The sequence below is a fragment of the Agrobacterium sp. CCNWLW155 genome (genome assembly GCF_036888815.1).
GTDB classification, from domain to species: Bacteria; Pseudomonadota; Alphaproteobacteria; order Rhizobiales; family Rhizobiaceae; genus Agrobacterium; species Agrobacterium radiobacter.
This window is the reverse complement of record NZ_JBAKFW010000001.1, coordinates 1,260,219-1,277,289: the sequence shown is the minus strand read 5'-3', so window position 1 is coordinate 1,277,289 and position 17,071 is coordinate 1,260,219. Positions and strand designations below refer to the sequence as shown.

Genomic DNA, 17,071 nt, shown 5'->3' with positions numbered 1-17,071 from the left:
AAATTACTCTTAATATGAGAAATTCCCGCCAAACGAGGATCGGTTCGACACATGGCAGTCTTCCTCCCTTTCGTGCCCAACTGGCGTAACGGAATCCGGGATACCTACGAGTTCAAAACGGACGTGTTCACCACCCGAAACGGGAGCGAGCAGCGCCGGGCACTTCGCATTCAGCCACGGCGCGCTGTTGAAGCAACCATCCTTCTCGATGGTGAGCGGATGCGCAATTTCGCCGATGCGGTGAACCGGGCGCGGGACGGCAAGGTCGAGATTGCTGACTTCTCAGCGGAGCCCGCTTTGGTGAAGAGCACCACGGCAGCCGGCGCGACTGTTCTGTTGATAGAGTCAACACCGCTCTGGCTGGTCAACGACGGAACCTACGTTCTGATGACGGGACGCACGGCGGCCAAGGTGCATATCGACTTCGTGGACAACAACACGGTCGTCCTCGTAAACCCGCTACCCAAGCCGATTGGCGCAGGCGCGTATCTGCTCCCGTATCTACCCGCGCAACTTGCCAACTCGAACACGCTTTCACTTTACACCAATCAGGTCGCGACGACTCCGGTCAAGTTTGATGTCGAGCCGGGCTCCGTGGTGCGGACTCCGGACGATCTGCCGTTTGACGAAAGTGCCGAGGGTGACAGTGTCCAATCCTTCGGGCCAGCAGCCATCCTGTTCGGCCGCTACGTTCTCCTGCGCAAGCCGAATTATCTCAATCGACCGCAGGTGCAGTTCAACCTCAAATTCGAGACTGTCGATTATTCCCGCGGTGTCGTGAAAACATTCACGCCCGTTCCGCTCGTGTCACGAACGCTGACCGCCACCTACATGGCGATGAGCCGTGCGGATGCGATGGCTATTCTGGACATCTTCGTGCGATGCAAGGGGAGGGCGGGTGAGATTTACGTTCCGACGTGGGGAAGTGATTTCCCTGCCGCCATGAATGTGGCGGACAAGGTGATCCAGTTCGCAGGGACGGATTTCTTTGACACCTACAACGAAGACCGCGCGCACGCGGCGGTTTTGATCCGGACACGTTCCGGGCAGCTTCTGCCTCGCGAGATTACCTTGATGGCGACGAGCGGCGGAAACACCTTCGTCGAGTTCCATGAGGATATCGGCGTTGCCGCCTCGGAGATCGAGCAGATTTCGTGGATGTTCGTCTCCCGATTCGCGCAGGACAGCCTCACGATCGAATGGGTGACGAACACGGTGGCAAACATCAGCCTCTCGTTTGTCACGCTCGAAAACCTGGCAGCCGAAAGCTCCTACGGCAGCAACTGGATTTTGGCGACGGGTTATTGGCGAGATCGCGGGCAGTGGGTCGACTCCGCAGTGTGGGAGGACTGAGATGCCTATCGGTCCTGTCGATCTCATCAAGAATGGCGAATCCGGCGCCAGCGTTCGCTCAAAACTCAATCTTCTGTTACAGGGAGCGATCGACGGTTCCCTCGGCTCCGTCACGCCCGAAGATCTTGATGCACTGGTCGACACGATCGCGCCGGCACGTCCGAAAGACTTCAAACTTGATTCGACGCTGGTGCCATCCAATCTGGTGATCGGAACGTGGGCTCCTTCGCTCGAGGATGATTTTGCATACTACGAGCTGCAATTGAAGCAGGGTCTCGGGAGCTGGATCGGTTACCAGACCAGTTCGACCATGTATCAGGTTCCAATGATACCAAACACGGTCTACACCGGCCGCGTTTATGCGATCGACAAGTCAGGCAACAAGTCTGAGCCGAGCGTCGAATTCACACACACCACCGTGGCAGACGAGATTCCGCCTGCGATGCCTGTAGGCCTCACGGCTACGGGTGGCATCAATTCCACTTGGTTGAAGTGGGGGGCCAGCACCGAAAGTGACTTTGCCAGATATGACCTCTTCGAGGCGTTGGAGGAATTTCCTGCTCCAACGGAAGCCTCTATTCCTTCATTCACGTCTCAAACAAACGCTTTCGTCATTGGCGGTCAGGATCCGGAGGTGACGCGCTGGTATTGGGTGCGTGCTGTCGACACGTCAGGAAACGCATCTCCATGGTCAGCGCCGGCTTCGGCGACGACTACTGAAGTCAGAAGCGAAGTCAAAGCAACTTTGGTGGGCATCCTCTTCAAGCCGGGTGATCCACCCAACGGAAACCGGCTTACGTGGACAGCAGGTCAGATCAGCTTTGGCACCGATGGCAGCATTCCTGTTACGAAAAACATCCCTGCCGGCTATGTCGATTTCAGCGGCGCGACCGTCTACGTCTATTACATCCTCGATGACAATAAGTTTTCGGTAACCACGTCACTCGTGACGATGTACGCACAGGATTCAATCCTCATCGGCGTCTATCAGGGTGAAACCGACTATCAGGCCGTCGAAGGCAAAGCGTTCATCGATGGCGGCACGATCCTGGCACAGACGATTGGTGCAAACCAGCTAGTTGCCAATCAGGCCGTCATTACCGGCGCGGCGCAGATCGCTGAAGCGATCATTGAGAACGCTCATATCGTCGAGTTAAGCGCGGCAAAGTTGATGGCGAACACTGCGTTGGCAGGTTCGATCACAGTCAGCGGGCACGCGCTCGGCGACGTGGCGGGTTACGCTAACGATCCTGCCGGCCGTATCAATCAGGCACTGACGCAAATTGACCCCGGTAAGATCCTGATTGCTGGCGGAACTTCGCTCGCGGACTGGCGCTCAGGCGGCGACAATACCAAAATCAACGGCGGCAACATCGCCACCAATTCGGTTCGAGCAAACGTTCTCGAGATCGGAGCCAGAGGGGTAACGGCGACCGGGATCGCATTCTCAGGAAACACGCCGACATCCAACCGTGTCAGTTGGACCGCTGGAACTATTACATATCTGGACGACGCCGGAGCTACGGTTGAGGTTGCTGTGTCGGAGAACCCCATCGGGGCGATGTGGACCGACGCGACGATTTACATCTACTGGGCGAAAGGCGCGTCTTCCCTATCGTCGACAACGTTACCTTCCACCGCTTTTGCCTCGAATAACATCGTTCTCGCCACGTATAAGGGTGGTCTTAACCTGAGCACCGACTATGGGCGAACCATCATCGACGGGCAAGGGATCAAGACCGGAACGGTCGGTGCCGACCAGATCGCAGCCAATGCGATCCGCGCGCAGCATATTGCTGCCGACGCTATTCAGGCAGGTCATCTCCAGGCAGGCATCGTCTCCACGGATAAACTTGCTGCAGGTGCCGTCACCGCCGCAAAGATGAGCGTCGGTTCTCTTTCGGCTATCTCTGCCATTTTGGGCTACGTCGACATTGGTGACGCGAACATAACCAGGTTGGTGGTTCAAGAGCACAACATAGCCACGGGTGCTGTCACTGCTGCTGCAACAGGAACAAATTCACTGACTATCGTGCACGGTCCCAAGGGTCCCGCGATCAGGGTCGACGTTTCTTTAGTGCTGAGCACCAGCAATACGAATTATACAATCTATCAATTTTGGAACGACACCGACGGCACTCTTGTAGAACAATTTCGACTCCAGGGTGCGCAGTCGACAACTATGCCAGCGTCAAGAGCCTACCTGTACACACCACCGGTCGGACGAACACAAACAACATTCAGGTTCGAAGCGAGCAACACTGACGGTGTCACCGTGAGTAATAAACTCATCACGGCTGTAGCCTTTAAAGCATGATGGAGATCGTCGATGTCATTTAATCAACGAGAGAACAGCCGATATAGCGGCACACCGGTCTCCCTCTATCTCATTCAGGGTGCTGAAAACTCCGCTGAGAGCGGGATGATCGGCCCTTACGGTTTCAACAATGGTGAGACAATCATCAACCGGAAGATTGGAACAAACGAACTGGGACAGGATATCATCCTGCCGTTCTACCCGTGGCCGATTAAGAACAGCGCGATCACCCATGACGGCACGCTGGACAAATCAGATGTGACGATCTCCATGTCACTCGGTAGCGAAATCGATCAGTTGTTTCTGGCATATCCGCCGTCACAGGTCGTCAACCTGACGATTTTCGAGGGGCACGTAGGCGATCCCGTGACCGAAGAAAATTATCCGGCTCTTTGGCTTGGTCGCGTCCTCGGAAGCACCTACAAGAAGAACGAGATCGAGCTTTCTTGCCAACCTGTCTCAACGTCTCTGAAGCGACCGGGTCTTCGACGGAACTATCAGATCGGCTGCCCGCACGTCCTTTATGGTTCCCAGTGCAGAGCGAACCGGGCGGCAGCCACGGTCACCCGCTCGGTAACAAGCGTGACCCGCAACAGGGTCATGGTGGATGCGTGGTTGGGTGCCCATTTCGGACTTTACATCGGCGGGCTGCTGGAATGGGTGAACTCGGATACCGGCGTTCGAGAACTGCGCACCATTGCGAACGTGATTAACGACAGCGGGACCAGTGTAATCATCGTTCGTGGCATTGCCCGAGGGCTCGCTGTCGGAACCCAACTCTCTGTCATCAGGGGATGCAACCGGCAAATGAGCGGGTGCAATCAGCACAACAATATTCATAACTATGGCGGCCAACCATTCATTCCGCTTGAAAATCCGCTTTCCTCCAAGAACCAGTTCTACTAGAATTACTCACTAAACGTGAAACGCGCGAAAAGTGAGCCATGCCCCTTCCTTTCCTGGCATCATTTCTGGTCCAGCTTCTCATCGGCGTAGGCTCGATGGTGATCGGCTACCTGATGATGCCGAAAGCTGCCACCTCGCAACCTGATGAACTTCGGGACATGGATGAGCCGACGGCCGAAAGCCGTCCCATACCTGTGGTGTTCGGTGAACTTGATGTCGCCCCTAACGTGCTGTGGTGGGGCGATAAGGCGACGACCAGCAGAAAGGTCTCAGCTTGAGCGAGTCGGACCCCATCGTCACGATTAGCGACATGCGACCCTTCTTCTGCGTGAAAGGGGTTCGCAAGGCGTTCGTGACGGGCGGCGGCGATTTCGAGCACTTCCTGAAAAACGGTATGCCGGCATCACAACTGCGCGGTAAAGGTTTCGACGCTCAGCTTGATCGCGTGCTCGACGCCATCCGAGCGAGGTCGTCCTGATGGGAATGGGCGGTAAAGGCGAAGGTAAAGTCGAAATCTTCGAATACACCATGGGCCTCCACATGGGCATTTGCGCCTATGGTGACGGCCTGACACTGGTCGCCGCAAAATACAACGACAAGGAAATCTGGCGCGGCGGACTGGTTGACGAGGGTACAGTGCCGGTGAACCGGCCCGATCTTTTCGGGGATGTGAAAAAAGAGGGCGGCGTCAAAGGCCTTTTATGGTGGCTGCCCGGCAAAGCGACTCAGGTCATGCCGGAGTCGCTGGCAGCGCGTCTCGGGCTAACGAGCGCGACATGCCCCGGTTTCCGTGGGCTCGCAAGCGTCTTTCTGACCGGTATCGCTGATGTGTGGGAAGGCGCTTATCAAGGGCTTGTCAACGCGCTGAACAATCAGCCGTCGGCATTCAAACGCGGTTTCTATCTGGCGGCAAATAATCCGTATCTGCGTGCCTTTTCTTTCCGTGTCCGTCGCGCTCCGATCGGTCTCAATCCGGCCCTCGCATTGATCCAAGTCGACAATGATTCCCTTGGAAATCCCCAGTTTGCCGCCAATCCAGCTCACATCATTTACGAATGCCTGACGAATCAGGACTGGGGAATGGGCGAGTCGCCAGGCGTTATCGACAAGCCGTCTTTCGAGGCAGCCGCCCAACTTTTTCACAATGAAAAGCTCGGCATGAGTTTGATCTGGACGCGTCAGAGCGAGATCGAAAAATTCATCGGCGAGGTCTGCAACCATGTTCAGGCTGCAGTGTTCGTGAAGCCCTCGACCGGCAAGCATACCATCAAGGCGCTCCGCGGCGACTACGATGTCGACTTGCTGCCTGTGATTGACCCGAGCAACGCCGATCTTTCCAGTTTTGCCCGCAAGGCATGGGGCGAACTGGCGAACGAGATCGTCGTCACGATGACGAACGCCGAAACTGGAAAGACCGAAACGATCACCGTCCAGGATCTGGCCGGCATTGCAGCAGAAGGCGGGATCGTCAGTTCTTCGAGGAACTATTACGGTTTCACCTCGAGAACGGCGGCGCAGTATGTGGCCGAGCGTGACCTTGCTGCCTCTGTGAATCCTATCGCTACTTGTCAGGCTCAGGTGACGCGGCAGTTTTGGGACTCGGTGAGCAGCGACGTGGTCGTTCTGTCGTGGCCCGAATACGATATCGAGCGGATCGTCTTCCGGGTTTCCGAGGTCCAGAAAGACAGCAACGTCGTCACGCTCGATCTCTACGAAGACATTTTCGGGCTCGATCTCGCCAGCTACCTTGAGTCCGACGACACCGCGTGGGTAAATCCGTCGCAACCGCCGACACCTGCGTCCTATTACCAGATCGGCACGGCTCCTGCATTCATGGCCGCCGCTGCACTGAAACTCAACGATCCTTCCGAACTGGAATATCCGGAGGCGCTCGCCGCCGTCACGGTCGGTGCCGACAGCGATGATGACGTGAACTACGATCTTGTGACCTACGTCACGGACGTGAACGGCACGACCAAACGTTCATCGATCGGCACCCGGCCGTTCTTCGGCACTTTTGCGCTCACCACTCCGCTCATTGCCGAGTCGCAAAGCCAGTTGACCTCGTTGCCGGGATTGCGCGGCGGCGTTCCATCGGCTGGCGATTTTATTCTCATTGGGACCGGGAACGACGAATACACGGAAATCTGCACGGTTCAGACTGCGGACGCGCTCGGATATCTCTTGAACCGTGGAATGCTCGATACCATCCCGAAGGCGTGGCCTGTCGGAACACGCTGCTTCATCATTCCGGCCGACTCCATCATGGTAGATCCGACTGTGAGGTCGGTGTTCGAGAGCACGTCCTACTGGCTGCTGACCAGAACGACAGCCGGCGCACTTCCGTTGGCAGATGCTCCGCAGTTGAATATCTCGATCACACCGCGCCCGTATCGCCCTAACCGGCCTGCCAACGTGAAGATCAACGGTGTGGGTTTCGGCGCGGTCGATGCGCGAGCCGCGTCCGAGTTGTCGGTAACCTGGTCGAACCGTAACCGTATTCTTGAGTCGACGCAGGCTCTGAAATGGAACGAGGCTGACGTTGGCGGCGAAGACGGTCAGACGACGCGCATCGATGTTCGAACGACGACCGGAACTCTGATCGTCAGCTATCCCGGTTTGACCGGCAACAGTTTCACCATTCCGCTCAGCGAACTCGGCACGAACGTCAACTCGACGATCACAGTATCGGCTGAACGTGACAGCTATCGTTCCCTCCAGGCACACACGCTGGCGGTTCAAATCACACCTCGCGATGCGATCATATTGTCCGGTGACGAGAGCGGTTATCTCCACCTGTCGGGCGACGAGAGCGGACGCATTCTACTTTCAGGAGACGCCTGATGGCCGACAAGGAACTTGGAGCATTATTGCCGATCGAAGCGCTGCTTGCGGCGGCGCTGTTTCACACTGTGCAGCAAGGGAATAGTCGAAAGGTCACGGCGCAGCAGATTGCTGACTTTGTGAACGGGAACTATCCGGCGTTCATTCAGACGCTTTTGTCGGCGCAGAGTGCGGAGGACGTTTATGCCGCTATTGGTGCGGCGCCCGACGCAGATAAACTCGGGGGCCAGTTGCCGTCGTTCTTCGCTTCGGCGGAAGCGGTGGATGACGCGCTTGCGGACAAAGTACCTACGTCGCGCACGATTGCGGGTCATGCTCTGACTGCGGACGTTACGATCGATAAGGGGGATGTCGGACTTGGAAACGCCGACAATACGTCTGACGAGGATAAGCCGGTCAGTACCGCACAGCAGGCGGCGCTTGATCTAAAGGTAGCCGGTCCGAACGGTGGTGTCTCTGACAATTTCCCCGTTGCGTTCGACGCGACCACTGGAAAGCTCATCAAGGCTATCACCGGTGCTATTGCGGCTCTTCATGCTCTGACGCCTGCCGCTGACAAGCTCCCTTACTTCAGCGGAGCGAGCGCGGCCTCTCTTGCCGATCTGACCGCGTTTGCCCGGACGATCCTGGATGACGCAAATGGTGCGGCGATGTTCACGACCATGGGCGCGACATCAGGTACTGGCTGGATGAAGTTACCAAATGGACGGTTGATGCAGTGGGGTACGACAGTTGGTGTAACTGATGGCGGCGGAAATTTGGGAATAAGCTTCCCAACATCATTTTCCAGCGGCTCGTCCTACAACGTTGTTGCGTGGAACGGAGAAAGTCAGACCGCTGGCGGAAACATGGTGCTTTCACAGTTACGCTCGGCCCCATGGCCACAAGCTGCCGGTTTCGCTGTGAGTGCGCGAGTGGGGAACACGGGATCTGCACTCAGCTCAGCTAACATCCGCGTCGATTGGATCGCAATAGGAGTGGCTCCATGATTTACGCAAAATTCGATGATCTTGGCTTTCCCGTCGGCTTTTGGATCTCTGAGGCATGCAGCAATCCGGAGGAAGTAATTCCTTCCGACGCTGTAGTTATCACTGAGGCGCAGCACCTTGAATTCCTCGAAAACGCAGGCGGTCGTCGTTACCTTGATGGCGAGGTGATAATCGTGGAGCCGGCCGCCGTGTCGCCATCCATCACCGACTACGAGAACGCCATCCAGAACCTTGTCGACAGTACGGCGCGCGAGCGCCAGTTTCGGGACGGGGTGACGCTGGCATCCTATACGGCGTCTACCAAACCGAAGTGGGCGGCAGAGGCTCAGGCCTTCGTCGCGTGGCGCGATAACGTCTGGTCTTACGCGTATGGTGAGCTGGCCAAGGTGCAGGCTGCTCAGCGACAGCAGCCGACCGTTGATGAGTTCCTCATCGAGATTACGCCAATTTCTTGGCCTGTAACAGAATAAGGATTCCTATGGCCTCCTATATCGACTCACTGAAACGACAGAACACCTTCCTGCAGTCGGAAATCGAGCGTCATGCGAACGCGTGTGATGCTCTTGCATCCGAACTGGAACTGGCGAGCCGCCAGCGCGACGCGTTTCAAAAGCAGCTCGAAGATATGCTGAACGATCAGACCGAGCTTCCTTTTGATGTTCAAAATTCCTCATAAAAGTTGTAATTTAGGGTGATGTTGTGTATTTCTCATCGGGTCCACATCCGTTCCCGAGGATTAATCCATGACAGCAGTGTCCGTCTCTCAGGTCCGCGCCGCAGCAAAGGGGCGCGTTGACGAAAGCAACCTGAATTCTGTCATGATGGCGCTGTCGAAATACGGCCCTAGCGCCGGTTTGGACCTTCCACACCGAACCGTTCCCTACCTTTCCCAGTTGATGCATGAAAGCGGGTCGTTCCGCTATGACCGCGAGATTTGGGGCCCGACGCCGGTACAAGAGCGCTATGACACCCGAACCGACCTCGGCAACACGCCTGAGAAGGATGGCGACGGTTACAAAAACCGTGGTCGCGGCCCGATCCAGGTGACCGGAGCCCACAACATCCGCGCATTCTACCAGTGGTGCAAGCGGAAGGGCTTCAACCCACCCGACTTCGTGAAGAACCCCGACCTGATCAATACCGATCCGTGGGAAGGGCTTTCGGCGATCTGGTACTGGGACGAGGGTAACCCCGACGGCAAGAGCCTCAATCGCTACGCGGATCGTAACGACCCCGAAATGCTCACCCGTCGCATCAATGGCGGCCTGAACGGCTTCACGGATCGCCTCGACTATTACACCCGCCTCGGCCTTGTCGTGCTCGGGTTCAAAGCCACCGATATCATCGGCCTGCAGAACGCCGGGCAGAAGGCGGGCCACTACAAGGGCAAGCTTGACGGCCTCGACGGTCCGCAGACGCGTGCTGCCATCCACCTGATGCTCGTCGACCTGTCGCCAAAGTCGCAGGTTGTTGAGGTCAAAGCGGCTCCTGTCGTTGAGGAAAAGCCGGTGCCGGTCACACCGCCGAGCCTTGATGCGCCGTGGTGGAAGTCGAAGGAGGTGATCGTGCCGGCCGTAACGGGCGGTGGTCTCTCCTCTGGTCTGGCTGCCGTCGGCTCGATGCCGTGGCAGAACCTCGCGCTAATACTCCTCGCGTTCGGCCTTGCCGGCGCATTCTTGCTCTGGCGCAAGAAGTCGGATGCCAAGGTTGTATCTGATCAGGTGCAGGGGATGGCGTGATGGCGGAAGTCAGAACTGCTCCGGTTACGGCCACCTACTGCGAAGATATCGAGGATGTGAAGGCCACCGCAGGTGCTTTCGAGTTCTTCGTCGATCGCGATCAGAAGATCGCAGGACTGGTTTACTCCTGCCCGTGCGGGTGCGGCCGAACCGGAGCGCTGAATTTCCGACCGCATCCGTCGCCTTCGTGGCAGTGGAATGGCGATCGCGAAAAGCCGACCCTGACGCCGAGCGTCCACCATGTCGGCCACTGGCATGGCTTTCTCACTGACGGCGTTTGGAGATCGTGCTGATGTTCGGACTCACCGACTATCTCAAACTGGGCATCGGTGCCGTCGTAGGCGCAGCGTTGATGGTTGTCCCGGCTTGCTCTTACGGTTCATTCCGCGAACGGGAAAATGCCAAGCTCGAGGCTGCAAAAGAGGCTCTCAACCGCATCACCAAACTGGAGAAAAACGATGCTTCGTTCCGCAAGCTTTCGTCTCGCGAGCGTTGTCTTGCTTTCATGCGTGACAGCAAGTTGCCAGACAGCAACTGCGATTAATGGAAGCGGATACCGGCACATCAGCTTCTCTGATGCCGAAGCTGCACGCCTCGCATCACAGGATCCCACAGCCGGCCCGGCAATCTACTCCAACAACCGCCAGTGCAGCCAAGACGCTGCCTGCCGCAAATAAGGGCAGGGGAGTGAACATGGAACCTGGTTATCATGGCACCGGGATGTGGGTGAGAATACAGCATCGCTTCGGGCCACGGATGATGGAGTGGTTCATGGCAGGCCACTTGATTGCCTTCGGGTGGGTCCTGTTGCTTCCGTCGCAAACCTTCAACCAGCCGGCTTTCATGGGCTTCAATGAGATTGTCCCGTCAGAGAATTTCCTTGGCTGGATCATGTTCGTTATCGGCTGCCTCCGCATCATCGGTTTGGTGATTAACGGAGCCAGAAAGACCGTCACACCGCAGATCCGGCAGATTTCAGCCGGAGCCGGTTGTCTAGTTTGGGCTGGCATCGCATACGCTTTTGCATCTTCCGGGGTCATCAGTACGTGGATCGCCATCTATCCGCTCTTCGCTGTAGGAGAGCTGGTCAACATCCATCGTGCAGCGCATGACCAGGGAGAGGTTCGCAATGGAAAGATTGGCTGAGCTTCCTCCGCTCGCTCTCGTCGTATTTGGCGCTACGCTGGCGATCATTTTCGCCGTGCGTCATCTCGGCATTCTTGCCGGCGCGAAAGCTACTCCCGAGAAATCTCAGGCCGCAGCACAGGTTGCTGCGGTTATCGTCGATCCCACCGCGCTCAACAACGCGACGAAAGCGCTCGAGGCGCACACCGACGCAATCACGGACATGACTGAAGTAATGAAAGAAGCCGGCCGCCACTGGGGCCACATGGCAACTGAGATGGATCGCATTCGCGAAGAGTTGCGAATTCACCGGGAACTGGCACGCCGCACGTAGGTCACCGTGGCGCAGGCTTGTAATACAAGAAGCAGATGGTGTTTTGCATTCTGGAAGTTATTCGCGGCGTTTGAGGGCGGGCGCAACGCCTTCACCGTCGCCGCTCCGGTGTAACGAAGAGTCAATGTTTCTGGCGCAGGCTCTCGCCAATGACGAAAACGCCACGCTCTCGATCTAAACCTCTCCTCCGCAACGACGTGAAGCCAGTCACGTCGCGTCCGATCCGCAAGCGTAACAAGTCGCAGCCGGCATTGCCGCTCGATCCGATGCCAGGGCGTGTCGACCCCGCTCTTGCGCTGCTGAAACAGAAGCCGCCTCGCGGGGACAAGTGGGGATGGGAGATCAAGTGGGACGGGTATCGTCTGGCGGTTCACAATGAACCCGGTGGCGTCAGGATATTTACGCGAGGCGGCTACGACTGGGCGGCCAGATTCCCAGCGATTGCCGAAGCGGCTAAGGATTTGGGCCCGGCATCATTCATAATCGACGGTGAAGGCGTCGTCCTTGACGAACAGGGACGCTCGGACTTCAACGCGTTGCAGAACAGCCTCGGTACGTCGGGTGCTCGGAGCGGGGGCAAGAACGCAGACCATGCGATCCTTTACGCGTTTGATATTCTCTATCTTGACGGCAAAGACCTCCGCGACGAGCCTTACAGCGTGCGGCGGCATCTGCTCGAAGAGATGTTGCAAGGCTACGAGGGAGCGATCCGGATTTCCGAAGAATTGCTCGATGTTGATCCCTCCGACCTTTTACGCCATGCGTGCGGCCATGGGTTGGAAGGGATTGTCGGCAAAGATCGCACGGCCGCCTACCGCAGCGGCCGAACCGGCGACTGGGTGAAACTGAAATGCGTTCAGTCGGAAGCCTTCTTTATAGTTGGCTACGAACCGGACTCTTTAGGCGGTTTCTCATCCTTGCTGCTGGCTGGTTACGATGGAGATGACCTGCGCTATGTCGGTAGTGTTGGCACCGGATTCAAAGCCCGAAGTGCCGCGGAGTTGCAAAAACTGATGGCGAAACTTCCGTGGCGAAAGAAAACGCCTCCGGTATCGTACAGCGGCCGACGGAAAGTCGTTTGGTTGCAACCCACTTTAATTGCCGAAATCGAATTCCGCCAAATAACGCCGGACAAAAAGCTTCGGCATGCTGCCTACAAGGGCCTGCGCGAGCGTCAGGATAACGCTGACGTGTATCGGCTAGACTAGCACAGGGCCTCGGCCATAGCCTGGGCAAAGCCGATCTCAACACCTTCCCATTTGCCGGCTTCGACCTGCGCTTGTAACACGCGAGAAAGGTGGAGCGGATTTTCCGTAGCCATCATCACAGAATGAAGCTGCGTGAAATATAAGCGACCAGCGTCGCAGTCAGCCTGATAATCGTTGGTGCGAACCGGCGTCCATGGATGCAGCCGGCCTGCGTTTGAGACGACAAAAGGAAGCTGTTCAAAACTCATTACATTCATTGTTCCACTCTCACATTAAGTCGCTCAGGTCGACGTTTTCACCGATCAAATCTGACAAGTAGGAATTTAATCCTTTTCTTTTAGGATGTGAACATACCGTGAACGAATTTTCAGCAAGTAGTTCATCTGAAAGCAACATTTTTTGGTTGCAATCGTTAATCTCTGGAAACCTGCGTCCTAAAAATTCGACGTATTCAGTTTCGGCTTCCATGAGGATGCAGTCAAACCCCTCGCGCCGAGCTGCCTCAGCGGTTGTTCCGGAGCCGGCAAATGGATCGAGCACGATGCCGCCCGGTGGCGTGATGTGCCGGATCAGGTTTTGCATGAGTGCGATCGGTTTCACCGTGGGGTGACTTCCGCCAGCGCGATCTGCTTTGCCCGCTTTACCGTGGTAGATGAGAGCGTCGCCGCGGTCTTCGCCGATGACACCCACGGCTATCGCATGCGCGTAATCTTCGTCGCTAAGTGGAAACTGGTGAAAGAAACGAGCAGCAGAACCTTCATCATTGAAGAACGTGCCGGGAGTCCGACCGTTGAACTTGCCGTAAATGTCCTTAGGCACACCTGATGGCTCGGTCCCTTTAACTGGCGCCGCAGCACCAGCTTTTGCCGGGAACATCGCGACAACTTCCGGTGAACCGTCGAGGATCAGGTTGGCGGGATGACGACCGTTCACACGACAACCATCTATGTTTACAGCTCCAACACCATGCATCTGCAGGTTTGCAGCGCCATTCTTTTCAGTGAATGGTTTCTGCCCAAGGAAAACCGGCTCGAGTGCAGGTTTCTGCGACTGGGTTCCGTAACCCCAACCCACCCAAGGATCACCTTCTTCGCAAGAGTCGCAAACGTGATCATCTGGTCGAGGATCGCTTGGAAGGGCGGACTCATAATGACGGCCCGGGCGGTCACATCTATGCGCGTCGATCGCTCTTTCGGCATTGCTGGCCTTCGGAAAACCCGAGCCAAAGCACCAACCGTGCATCGGATGCATTATGAAGCCGGCCATCTCCATGGCGCAAGCCTGCCAGTGACCAGTGCGGCTGCCGCTGAAAGCGAAAACGTAACCGCCCGGTAACAGGATGTCGTAGATCAGCTTCCAGAACTCGGGATCGCGCTCGATGCCCGTGCCATCCCACTTCCGGCCCATGAAGCCGCCAGACAGTCGCGCAAAACTGCCGTCGTTCTTCTCACGGCGGGCAGGGGCTGCACCTTCCTTGCCGAAACGCTTCTGGATCGAAACCAGTCCATACGGTGGATCGGTCACGACTGAATGGACGCGCACGCCCTGTGCAATCAGGCGTCGTAACGAGGCGCGGTTGTCGCCGGGATACAGAGAGATGCTCGTCATAGGAATACTTTCAGACCAGAAGATCGTCAGGGGCGTCGGCGGTCGTTTTGGGGCGTAGAACCTGAAGCAGGACGCGACGCAGTTTCTCAGACGGCGCGGCCTCAGGTACGAGATCGTCGACAACGAAGCTGTTGTGATCGCGGCCCATGCTGACCAGGTTGCCGCTTCCGCCCATCTTGCTGTTGAAAATTCGGATCGAGTGCCATTCGCCGTTGGACATGGCGAGGTCGATCAGCTCTTCGAGAGACATTTCCTCGATCATACCAGCAACTCTTCTTCAGGCGGTTTGGCAGGTGCAACGAAAGCCGGCATGTCGCGCGTTCGGTGGCTCGGCGGCAGCAGCTTGACCGCCTCGAAGATTGCCTGATCGAGATCGGCGATATGTTGGGTATCGGTTTGCGATGCGTCTTGAGAAATTGCCCACAAGGCGGCGATCGCTTCATAGGCGGCGTCGAGTTGGCCGCGCAGGAAAGCAACTTGGATGTAGTTGTCGCTGGCGGCCATGGTTCACACCAGAAGGTCGTCGGGGTCGACGTTAGAACTCGAGACCTCGAGCACGCCGAGATTTACATCCAAGATACTGAGATCGTCGACATCTATGGTTTCGGTAGTCGCGTCAGCCGCGTCAAAGCCTTCGAGCTTGCCGGTCGCCGCGTCGAACGTCAGACCCGTCTCGGCAGCCTTGCCGCCCGGAAACACGCGGTCGAGTTCTTCGAGGAGAGGGGTCTTCTGCAGCACAAGCGTGATGGCCTCGCCGCCGATGGTTACGATGGTGAAGGGGCTGCCCTTCGTCTTGCGGATAGCACCGCGCAGTTCGCCAAGTTTCATTTGTCGTCTCCGTTGTTGGGATCAGGGGTCGAGCATCGTCATGCCGAGCGCGGCCATGTAGGTTTGCAAGATCGTCTCTTCTTCGAGACGCTCGTTGGCGTCCTTCTTTCGAAGGCGGATGATGGTGCGGATTGCCTTGGTGTCGTAACCGCGACCCTTGGCCTCACCCATCACGTCTTTGATGTCGCCCTGGATCGCCGCCTTTTCTTCCTCAAGCCGCTCTACGCGCTCGATAATCTGGCGTAATTCTGCGGAGGCGACCGTCTCAACCGTGTCGCCGCTGTTGTGTCCGATAGACATTTCGACTCCTAATTATTGAAAGTCACGTTAAACGTGAAATATAAGCGCGTCAAGCAGCCCTACGTGGCCATAGCGTATTCCATTGTAGAAAGCATCGCGAACTCGTCGGATGCTTCATCGTCGCCTACAAGGCCGCCGCCGATGAACGATTTGGCGGCTTGGAAGTGTGCAGGTTTTGCCCGAGATCCTCCAATTTCGCCGAAAGCGCGCCAGCGGTAAAGCAATGAGCTTCTGCGATAACCACGTCTGTCAACGTTGGTAGACGAGAATGCTTTGCTTCTGTGTAAGGCTCCACGCCTTCCGGGTACTTCTCAAACATCTCGTCAACAACGCGCTGAAGTTCGGTGCGAACCGCTTCCAGATTGGCTTTAGGCGGACGGTCGTCGTTCAACTGCTGCTGGATCATCGCGTCGCGCAGAACCACGAGGCTGCTGATCGCTTTGGTGATGTGGGAGAGTTGGCTATCGGCATCGATGTCTTCGCCTTCCCACCATTGCATGATGTGGCCCATCGCAGCGTCGACGTAGACCGATGCCTTGACGCCGGCCACTCTGTAGTTATGCCGCCCATAACCCTTCTTGTAGCCTTCCAACATGGCGACACCGACTTCGCACATAACAGTCATCGGAATGGTGGCGAACTGGCGCCACTTCTTGATACCGAAGCCATCCTTGGGGTTCGTTTCCTTCGTGCTCATGGGCAAGCCTCCGCAACCATTGCCTCGCGGACGCGATCGTAGGCTTCCCACACACTCTCGTTGTGCACCGGCTGGACGTTGTGCTCAGCACCATCGCGCATGCGTACGGTAACGTGCCCGGAGCTATAGTAGCACTGGATGCTCTGGACGTAACGGGGATTGACGCTGGTGGTTTTCGTAATCTCGACGAGCGCCATGGAAATCACCACTTCTTGCCGTTTGCAGCAAGCCTGGCTTCATTCTTGTGATCGGCGCGGACGGCATTGTAAGCTCGCTTTTCAGCAACGGCGGCGTCGACATCGTAGCCGAACTTGGCAGCGTAAGCATCGATCGTAGCAAGGACGCGCGTGATCTCGATGCCGACACGAACGTGCCAGTTCGACTCGATCAGATTGCCGATCCCTGTAATGAGGCGGGTAATTGCAAACAGCGCTTCGGCGCGATTGTCGGTCAGGTCGATCGCAAGCCCTTCCGGATTGACGAGCCTGTATCCGCAGCCGCCAGAAAAATCAAAGAGCCTGATCTTGGCGTCAGCCAGTTCCACTTCTGCCATCTTGCGATGGGGCAGGTGGTCATCCATCAGGTCTTTCCGCTCACCTTCCATGGCTTCGGAAAGTTCGCTGACAACGAGCATCAGCATTTCGCCCTTGTTCCGATCGAGGCGCTCGCCTGTCGCCGGGTCACGCCACCAGTGGGCATTGGAGGCATGGATTGCGGCAGCGAGGGTGTTTAAGTCTGTCATTTCCAGTTTCTCCTTCTTTTGCGCTTTACCGTTTGGCGTCCGAGGTGGAAAAAGCCGCAGAATTTGCATTTGTAAGGTTCA

At 56.8% G+C, this 17,071-nt stretch carries 24 protein-coding genes; 14 read left to right on the top strand and 10 right to left on the bottom strand.

Features of this window, described 5'->3' with window-relative positions; genetic code table 11:
- Positions 1–51 precede the first annotated feature (51 nt).
- The 8 genes from V6S97_RS06480 to V6S97_RS06445 are packed head-to-tail and all read left to right on the top strand — an operon-like array spanning position 52 to position 8,879.
- On the top strand, positions 52–1,353 hold the full coding sequence (locus tag V6S97_RS06480) for a hypothetical protein (protein ID WP_334426383.1): 1,302 nt from the start codon (positions 52–54) through the stop codon (positions 1,351–1,353).
- Between the two features lies 1 nt (position 1,354).
- The gene (locus V6S97_RS06475; RefSeq protein WP_334426382.1) at positions 1,355–3,670 is read left to right on the top strand and encodes a hypothetical protein; all 2,316 of its coding nucleotides are present in this window, start codon (positions 1,355–1,357) and stop codon (positions 3,668–3,670) included.
- A 12-nt stretch (positions 3,671–3,682) separates the two neighbouring features.
- Positions 3,683–4,576 carry a phage BR0599 family protein gene (locus tag V6S97_RS06470; protein WP_334426381.1) on the top strand — a complete coding sequence of 298 codons (894 nt, stop codon included), beginning with the start codon at positions 3,683–3,685 and terminating at the stop codon, positions 4,574–4,576.
- A gap of 38 nt (positions 4,577–4,614) precedes the next feature.
- Entirely contained in the window at positions 4,615–4,854 is a 240-nt protein-coding gene (locus V6S97_RS06465) for a hypothetical protein (RefSeq protein WP_334426379.1), read from the top strand.
- Positions 4,851–5,054: a hypothetical protein gene (locus V6S97_RS06460; RefSeq protein ID WP_334426378.1), complete on the top strand. Its 204-nt coding sequence runs from the start codon at positions 4,851–4,853 to the stop codon at positions 5,052–5,054. The genes V6S97_RS06465 and V6S97_RS06460 overlap by 4 nt, the downstream gene beginning before the upstream one ends.
- Positions 5,054–7,420, top strand: a complete 2,367-nt coding sequence (locus tag V6S97_RS06455) for a phage tail protein (RefSeq protein WP_334426376.1) — start codon at positions 5,054–5,056, stop codon at positions 7,418–7,420. Before V6S97_RS06460 ends, V6S97_RS06455 begins: the two co-directional genes overlap by 1 nt.
- On the top strand, positions 7,420–8,409 hold the full coding sequence (locus V6S97_RS06450; protein ID WP_334426374.1) for a gp53-like domain-containing protein: 990 nt from the start codon (positions 7,420–7,422) through the stop codon (positions 8,407–8,409). The genes V6S97_RS06455 and V6S97_RS06450 overlap by 1 nt, the downstream gene beginning before the upstream one ends.
- Complete coding sequence (locus V6S97_RS06445; RefSeq protein WP_334426372.1) at positions 8,406–8,879, top strand: hypothetical protein; 474 nt, start codon at positions 8,406–8,408, stop codon at positions 8,877–8,879. Before V6S97_RS06450 ends, V6S97_RS06445 begins: the two co-directional genes overlap by 4 nt.
- Before the next feature lie 26 nt (positions 8,880–8,905).
- On the opposite strand, the gene V6S97_RS06440 is transcribed toward V6S97_RS06445, so the two are convergent.
- Positions 8,906–9,073, bottom strand: a complete 168-nt coding sequence (locus tag V6S97_RS06440) for a hypothetical protein (protein ID WP_334426370.1) — start codon at positions 9,071–9,073, stop codon at positions 8,906–8,908.
- Between the two features lie 79 nt (positions 9,074–9,152).
- Between V6S97_RS06440 and V6S97_RS06435 the strand changes: the two genes are divergently transcribed.
- The 6 genes from V6S97_RS06435 to ligD all read left to right on the top strand — a co-directional run bounded on the left by V6S97_RS06435 (position 9,153) and on the right by ligD (position 12,815).
- Positions 9,153–10,148: a glycoside hydrolase family 19 protein gene (locus tag V6S97_RS06435; RefSeq protein ID WP_334426368.1), complete on the top strand. Its 996-nt coding sequence runs from the start codon at positions 9,153–9,155 to the stop codon at positions 10,146–10,148.
- A complete protein-coding gene (locus tag V6S97_RS06430; RefSeq protein ID WP_334426367.1) occupies positions 10,148–10,441 on the top strand; it encodes a DUF6527 family protein in 294 nt (97 codons plus the stop codon). Before V6S97_RS06435 ends, V6S97_RS06430 begins: the two co-directional genes overlap by 1 nt.
- Positions 10,441–10,692 carry a hypothetical protein gene (locus V6S97_RS06425; protein ID WP_334426366.1) on the top strand — a complete coding sequence of 84 codons (252 nt, stop codon included), beginning with the start codon at positions 10,441–10,443 and terminating at the stop codon, positions 10,690–10,692. Before V6S97_RS06430 ends, V6S97_RS06425 begins: the two co-directional genes overlap by 1 nt.
- On the top strand, positions 10,692–11,294 hold the full coding sequence (locus tag V6S97_RS06420) for a hypothetical protein (RefSeq protein ID WP_334426365.1): 603 nt from the start codon (positions 10,692–10,694) through the stop codon (positions 11,292–11,294). Before V6S97_RS06425 ends, V6S97_RS06420 begins: the two co-directional genes overlap by 1 nt.
- Complete coding sequence (locus tag V6S97_RS06415) at positions 11,278–11,607, top strand: hypothetical protein (RefSeq protein WP_334426364.1); 330 nt, start codon at positions 11,278–11,280, stop codon at positions 11,605–11,607. The genes V6S97_RS06420 and V6S97_RS06415 overlap by 17 nt, the downstream gene beginning before the upstream one ends.
- 149 nt (positions 11,608–11,756) lie before the next feature.
- Positions 11,757–12,815, top strand: coding sequence for a non-homologous end-joining DNA ligase (gene ligD, locus V6S97_RS06410; protein WP_334426363.1), 1,059 nt, complete (start codon positions 11,757–11,759; stop codon positions 12,813–12,815).
- Here ligD and V6S97_RS06405 read toward each other — a convergent pair.
- The 9 genes from V6S97_RS06405 to V6S97_RS06365 form a co-directional block, all read right to left on the bottom strand.
- Positions 12,812–13,063, bottom strand: a complete 252-nt coding sequence (locus V6S97_RS06405; protein WP_334426362.1) for a hypothetical protein — start codon at positions 13,061–13,063, stop codon at positions 12,812–12,814. The genes ligD and V6S97_RS06405 overlap by 4 nt on opposite strands.
- A 19-nt stretch (positions 13,064–13,082) precedes the next feature.
- Positions 13,083–14,423, bottom strand: coding sequence for a DNA methyltransferase (locus tag V6S97_RS06400; protein ID WP_334426361.1), 1,341 nt, complete (start codon positions 14,421–14,423; stop codon positions 13,083–13,085).
- 10 nt (positions 14,424–14,433) lie between these two features.
- Positions 14,434–14,685, bottom strand: coding sequence for a hypothetical protein (locus V6S97_RS06395; RefSeq protein ID WP_334426360.1), 252 nt, complete (start codon positions 14,683–14,685; stop codon positions 14,434–14,436).
- Positions 14,682–14,927, bottom strand: coding sequence for a hypothetical protein (locus V6S97_RS06390; RefSeq protein ID WP_334426359.1), 246 nt, complete (start codon positions 14,925–14,927; stop codon positions 14,682–14,684). The genes V6S97_RS06395 and V6S97_RS06390 overlap by 4 nt, the downstream gene beginning before the upstream one ends.
- A gap of 3 nt (positions 14,928–14,930) precedes the next feature.
- Positions 14,931–15,251: a hypothetical protein gene (locus V6S97_RS06385; protein WP_334426358.1), complete on the bottom strand. Its 321-nt coding sequence runs from the start codon at positions 15,249–15,251 to the stop codon at positions 14,931–14,933.
- A 21-nt stretch (positions 15,252–15,272) separates the two neighbouring features.
- A complete protein-coding gene (locus V6S97_RS06380) occupies positions 15,273–15,551 on the bottom strand; it encodes a DUF2312 domain-containing protein (RefSeq protein WP_334426356.1) in 279 nt (92 codons plus the stop codon).
- 124 nt (positions 15,552–15,675) lie between these two features.
- Positions 15,676–16,248 (bottom strand): dATP/dGTP diphosphohydrolase domain-containing protein, encoded by a 573-nt coding sequence (locus tag V6S97_RS06375; protein WP_334426355.1) that lies wholly within the window; start codon positions 16,246–16,248, stop codon positions 15,676–15,678.
- Positions 16,245–16,445 (bottom strand): hypothetical protein, encoded by a 201-nt coding sequence (locus V6S97_RS06370; protein ID WP_334426354.1) that lies wholly within the window; start codon positions 16,443–16,445, stop codon positions 16,245–16,247. The genes V6S97_RS06375 and V6S97_RS06370 overlap by 4 nt, the downstream gene beginning before the upstream one ends.
- Before the next feature lie 5 nt (positions 16,446–16,450).
- Positions 16,451–16,990: a hypothetical protein gene (locus V6S97_RS06365; protein ID WP_334426352.1), complete on the bottom strand. Its 540-nt coding sequence runs from the start codon at positions 16,988–16,990 to the stop codon at positions 16,451–16,453.
- Positions 16,991–17,071: the final 81 nt, after the last annotated feature.

Bases quoted from the DNA above. Each gene is read 5' to 3' on its own strand.
- V6S97_RS06375 (WP_334426355.1), bottom strand. From the start codon at position 16,248: ATGAGCACGAAGGAAACGAACCCCAAGGATGGCTTCGGTATCAAGAAG.
- V6S97_RS06480 (WP_334426383.1), top strand. From the start codon at position 52: ATGGCAGTCTTCCTCCCTTTCGTGCCCAACTGGCGTAACGGAATCCGG.
- V6S97_RS06470 (WP_334426381.1), top strand. From the start codon at position 3,683: ATGTCATTTAATCAACGAGAGAACAGCCGATATAGCGGCACACCGGTC.
- V6S97_RS06435 (WP_334426368.1), top strand. From the start codon at position 9,153: ATGACAGCAGTGTCCGTCTCTCAGGTCCGCGCCGCAGCAAAGGGGCGC.
- V6S97_RS06455 (WP_334426376.1), top strand. From the start codon at position 5,054: ATGGGAATGGGCGGTAAAGGCGAAGGTAAAGTCGAAATCTTCGAATAC.
- V6S97_RS06395 (WP_334426360.1), bottom strand. From the start codon at position 14,685: ATGATCGAGGAAATGTCTCTCGAAGAGCTGATCGACCTCGCCATGTCC.
- V6S97_RS06450 (WP_334426374.1), top strand. From the start codon at position 7,420: ATGGCCGACAAGGAACTTGGAGCATTATTGCCGATCGAAGCGCTGCTT.
- ligD (WP_334426363.1), top strand. From the start codon at position 11,757: ATGACGAAAACGCCACGCTCTCGATCTAAACCTCTCCTCCGCAACGAC.
- V6S97_RS06475 (WP_334426382.1), top strand. From the start codon at position 1,355: ATGCCTATCGGTCCTGTCGATCTCATCAAGAATGGCGAATCCGGCGCC.
- V6S97_RS06370 (WP_334426354.1), bottom strand. From the start codon at position 16,445: ATGGCGCTCGTCGAGATTACGAAAACCACCAGCGTCAATCCCCGTTAC.
- V6S97_RS06425 (WP_334426366.1), top strand. From the start codon at position 10,441: ATGTTCGGACTCACCGACTATCTCAAACTGGGCATCGGTGCCGTCGTA.
- V6S97_RS06445 (WP_334426372.1), top strand. From the start codon at position 8,406: ATGATTTACGCAAAATTCGATGATCTTGGCTTTCCCGTCGGCTTTTGG.
- V6S97_RS06365 (WP_334426352.1), bottom strand. From the start codon at position 16,990: ATGACAGACTTAAACACCCTCGCTGCCGCAATCCATGCCTCCAATGCC.
- V6S97_RS06465 (WP_334426379.1), top strand. From the start codon at position 4,615: ATGCCCCTTCCTTTCCTGGCATCATTTCTGGTCCAGCTTCTCATCGGC.
- V6S97_RS06400 (WP_334426361.1), bottom strand. From the start codon at position 14,423: ATGACGAGCATCTCTCTGTATCCCGGCGACAACCGCGCCTCGTTACGA.
- V6S97_RS06430 (WP_334426367.1), top strand. From the start codon at position 10,148: ATGGCGGAAGTCAGAACTGCTCCGGTTACGGCCACCTACTGCGAAGAT.
- V6S97_RS06385 (WP_334426358.1), bottom strand. From the start codon at position 15,251: ATGAAACTTGGCGAACTGCGCGGTGCTATCCGCAAGACGAAGGGCAGC.
- V6S97_RS06405 (WP_334426362.1), bottom strand. From the start codon at position 13,063: ATGAGTTTTGAACAGCTTCCTTTTGTCGTCTCAAACGCAGGCCGGCTG.
- V6S97_RS06380 (WP_334426356.1), bottom strand. From the start codon at position 15,551: ATGTCTATCGGACACAACAGCGGCGACACGGTTGAGACGGTCGCCTCC.
- V6S97_RS06390 (WP_334426359.1), bottom strand. From the start codon at position 14,927: ATGGCCGCCAGCGACAACTACATCCAAGTTGCTTTCCTGCGCGGCCAA.
- V6S97_RS06415 (WP_334426364.1), top strand. From the start codon at position 11,278: ATGGAAAGATTGGCTGAGCTTCCTCCGCTCGCTCTCGTCGTATTTGGC.
- V6S97_RS06420 (WP_334426365.1), top strand. From the start codon at position 10,692: ATGGAAGCGGATACCGGCACATCAGCTTCTCTGATGCCGAAGCTGCAC.